The organism is Actinosynnema sp. (assembly GCF_052038725.1).
Genome location: NZ_JBQGCX010000392.1, coordinates 1 through 3877, shown reverse-complemented (window position 1 = coordinate 3877; position 3877 = coordinate 1). Strand labels below are relative to the sequence as shown.

Here is a 3877-nt window from a genome sequence, read left to right as displayed (position 1 = left end):
TGCTTGCCTGAAAGGAGGCCAAACGGAGAAGAGGGACCCCGCCCACCGCAGTGGTAAACGGGACCACCAACAGAAGCGTCACCGGCCGGCAGAGCCCGTCCCCCTCTTTTTTGGAGGTCTGCCCCGCCGGCGAGGCGTGCTTTTAAGCTCTTGATCTTCAAGCCCTTGACCTTCAGCCCTTGACCTTCAGCCCTTGACCTTCAGCCCTTGATCTACACCCCTAAACCCGCCGATAATCACGAGCCGAGAACCGCACCCCGCGCCGAGGCGCTCGAACCCCGCTGAGCAGCAGGAACACCACCGCCCGATGCCGCTGCGGCGCGTACGGCGCCAGCAACCCGGCCATCCCGTCGTCGTCCACCGGCCCACCGGTCAACGCGTGCCCAACGGTCTTGGCCAGGTGAAAATCCCCAAAGCTGACCGCGTCCGCGTCCCCCCAGGCCCGCTGCGCGACCTCAGCAGCGGTCCACACCCCGATACCCGGCACCTTCCGCAGCAGCTCACGCCCCAGCACGCCCTTGATCCCGGCCGCGGCCTCCAACCGGTGCGCGACCTGCGCCGCCGCGACCAGCGTGCGCCGCCGGGCCCCGTCGACCCCGGCCGCGTGCCACTCCCAGTCCGCCAACCGGGCCACCACCCGAGGCCCGACCGGCACGTGCAGCGGCACCGGCGTCGGTCCCGGCGCGCGCTCGCCGAACCGCACGCACAGCTGCCGGTACGACCGCTGCGCCTCCGTCCCGGTGACCTTCTGCTCCAGGACCGCGGGCAGCAGCGCGTCCCACACCCGCCGGGTGGAGCACAGCCGCACCCCCGGCCTGCGCCGCCTGCTCTCGGCGACCAGCGGGTGGTGCGCGACGAACCCGGAATCGTCGTCGTCCGCGCCGAGCAGCGCGGGAAGCCCGTCGAGGAGCCACTCCGCGCCGGGCCCCCAGGCCCGCGCGTCGACCCCATCGGCGGCGACCGCGAGCCGGAGCGTGCCCGCGCCGCGGGGAGTCCCCGCCGCGAGCCACACCGCCCCTCCGGCCTCCCGGTGGAACGACGGGTCCCCCGGCCCCCGCCGCACCGGCGCGACCACCGCGCCGACGTCGACCGGGAACGGCGGCGACCAGGACCGCGCCAGGGGGGACTCCCCCGGCGCGGCCCCGGCCGTCACACCTCCGAGCACCGGGCTACACGTCGGCGGAGAAGCGAACCCCCGCCTCCGGCAGCACGACCCCCGGCCACACCCTGACCCCGTCGCGCAGCTCGCACCGCGCGCCGATCACCGCGCCGTCGCCGATCACCGCGTCGGCCACGACCGCGCCCGCCTGCACGAGCGCGCCCGCGCCGACGACGCTCCGCTCCACGACCGCGCCCTCGCCGCTCACCGCGCCCGCGAAGAGCACCGCCCCGTCGAGCACCGCGCCCTCGGCGACGGTGCAGCCCGCGCCGACCGTCGTGCCGCCGCGCAGCACCGCGCCCTCGTGCACGGTCGCACCGGCCTTGATCAGCGCCTCACCGGTGCCCTCGGTCAGCGCGGCCGACGGCGCGATCCCGCGCACGAGGTCCGTGGACCCCTGCACGAACGCGGCGGGCGTGCCCAGGTCCAGCCAGTACGAGGTGTCCACGTGACCCTGCAGCCGGGCGCCGCCCGCGAGCAGGCCGGGGAACGTCTCCCGCTCCACGGAGACGGGACGACCGGCCGGGATGGCCTCGACGACCTCGCGCTTGAAGACGTAGCAGCCCGCGTTGATCTGGTCCGTCGGCGGGTTCTCGGTCTTCTCCAGGAACGCGGTGACCCGCCCGTCCTCGTCGGTGGGCACGCAGCCGAACCGGCGCGGGTCGTCCACCTTGACCAGGTGCAGGGTCACGTCCGCCTCGGCCGTGCGGTGCGTGTTCAGCACCCCGCGCAGGTCGACGCCGGAGAGGATGTCCCCGTTGAAGATCATGACGTCGGGCTCGCGGAGCAGGTGGGCGACGTTGCGGATGGCGCCCGCCGTGTCCAGCGGCTCCTCCTCCACGACGTACTCCAGCTCCAGCCCCAGGTCCGCGCCGTCGCCGAAGTGCTCCTCGAACACCTCGGCCTTGTAGGACGTGCCCAGCACCACGTGCCTGATGCCCGCCTCGCGGATGCGCGACAGCAAGTGGGTGAGGAAGGGCACCCCCGCGGTCGGCAGCATGGGCTTGGGGGCGGACAGGGTCAGGGGGCGCAGGCGGGTCCCCTTGCCCCCGACCAGAACCACCGCCTCGGCGCCTTGCAGCTCCGACATGCCGTTTTTCCTCCTCCGCTTACTTCCGCTCGTGCTTGCGAATACTCTGGCAGAAACGCCCCGCTGACAGGGCCGGTGGTTCCGGGTCGGTGGAGCGTCACAGATCGCAGCGCCGGCGCCCGCCGGCCCGACGGACCGCAGGAGTGAGCCGGATGGATCCCCGTGCTAGGGCTGATGCCGTGCTCGCCCGTGCCCGCGCACGCGGCGGTGTCCACATCGTGACGCCGAACAACATGACCTCGCCGATGGACTCGTCGTCGACCCAGCAGATCCCGCGCAGCGTGGTGGAGGCCGCCGAGCCGAAGGGGCCGGACCCGGACTCCACGATGATCCTGACCACGAGGATCGCGAACGGGCTGCAGGACGTCCCGCCCCCGCCGCCCGCGGTGAAGACGCCTCCGCCCGAGCCGGAGGAGCGGGTCGCGCCGGGGCCGGTGCCCACGGTGCAGCAGGTGGCCAGCAGGCCCTCGCTGTCGCAGCGGTTGTCCGGCGGGCAGGGGCAGCAGGGTGGGCTGGCGGGGCGGTTGAACGGCGAGGGGTGAGGTTCGGCGAGCGCCTGACCGCCCGAAAGCCCGGCCGCGCGTGACGGTGGTCACTGGGGCGGCCGGGCGTGTCCTCGCTGGTCGGTGTGCGCGCGCCGGGTAGGTTGCTTGCGCCCGGTGGGTTGCTTGCGGGCGGTAAGCGGTGGGCTGCGGGCGGTCAGGCCCTGCGGGTGAGGAGCTTGAGGCGCAGGCCGAGGCCCAGGCGGACCGCCAGGAGCATCGGGGCCCAGACCAGGCCCTGGTGGCGGTCGGACAGGTAGCGGTAGGCGCTGCTGTGGTGGGCGGCGAGCATCCGGCCCGAGGCCTTCTTGGTGGACGCGCCGCCGATGTGCACGACCTCCGCGGTCGGGACGTAGACGTTCAGCCAGCCGGCCTTGGCCATGCGGTCGCCGAGGTCGACGTCCTCGAAGTACATGAAGTAGCGGGCGTCGAAGCCGTCGACGGAGTCGAAGGCCTCGCGGCGCAGGAGCAGGCAGGAGCCGGACAGCCAGCCGGCGGTGCGCTCGGTGATGCCGGTGCGCTCCTGGCGGTACTCGCGGGTCCAGGGGTTCGAGGGCCACACCTTGGCGAACAGCGCGTGCCCGATCCCCCGGCCGAGTGAGGGGAGCAGGCGCGCGGACGGGTAGACCTCGCCGTCCGGTTCGCGGACCAGGGGGCCGAAGGCGCCGCCCCTGGGCCAGCGGGTCGCGGCGTCGAGGAGGCGGTCGAGGCTGCCCTCGCCCCACTCCAGGTCGGGGTTGGCGATCACGATCCAGCCGATCGAGTCGTCCAGTGCGGCGACTCCGCGGTTCGCACCGCCGCCGTAGCCGAGGTTGCCGCCGGTGGGCACGAACTCGACGTCGTCGCGATCGGCGGCTGCGCGTTCGGGCACGCCGTCGGTGGAGCCGTTGTCCGCGAGCACGACCCGGACGGGCCGGGTGGTGGCCCCGGCGAGGGTGTCCAGGAAGCGGTCGAGGGTGTCACCTGGGGAGTAGGTGACCGTCACCACCGCGAGGTCGTCTCCGTAGCGCGTCACGCGGCTCACCCTAGTGGTGCGTTCGGGGGTGAGGGCTTGAGGGGGACGGGGGGAAGATCAAGAGCTGAAGG

Annotated in this window: 4 protein-coding genes; 1 reads left to right on the top strand and 3 read right to left on the bottom strand. The window is 73.5% G+C overall.

Translation table 11 applies throughout. The features are described 5' to 3' along the window. Positions 1-220 precede the first annotated feature (220 nt). Positions 221-1165, bottom strand: a complete 945-nt coding sequence (locus tag ACTUAL_RS07890) for a DNA-3-methyladenine glycosylase family protein (RefSeq protein ID WP_440899784.1) — start codon at positions 1163-1165, stop codon at positions 221-223. A 4-nt stretch (positions 1166-1169) separates the two neighbouring features. Further along, complete coding sequence (locus tag ACTUAL_RS07885; RefSeq protein WP_440899783.1) at positions 1170-2249, bottom strand: sugar phosphate nucleotidyltransferase; 1080 nt, start codon at positions 2247-2249, stop codon at positions 1170-1172. A 218-nt stretch (positions 2250-2467) separates the two neighbouring features. On the opposite strand from ACTUAL_RS07885, the gene ACTUAL_RS07880 reads away from it, so the two are divergent. Next, positions 2468-2791 carry a hypothetical protein gene (locus ACTUAL_RS07880; protein WP_232520083.1) on the top strand — a complete coding sequence of 108 codons (324 nt, stop codon included), beginning with the start codon at positions 2468-2470 and terminating at the stop codon, positions 2789-2791. A gap of 157 nt (positions 2792-2948) precedes the next feature. Here ACTUAL_RS07880 and ACTUAL_RS07875 read toward each other — a convergent pair whose 3' ends face one another. Beyond that, positions 2949-3806, bottom strand: coding sequence for a glycosyltransferase family 2 protein (locus ACTUAL_RS07875; RefSeq protein WP_096496929.1), 858 nt, complete (start codon positions 3804-3806; stop codon positions 2949-2951). Positions 3807-3877 lie beyond the last annotated feature (71 nt).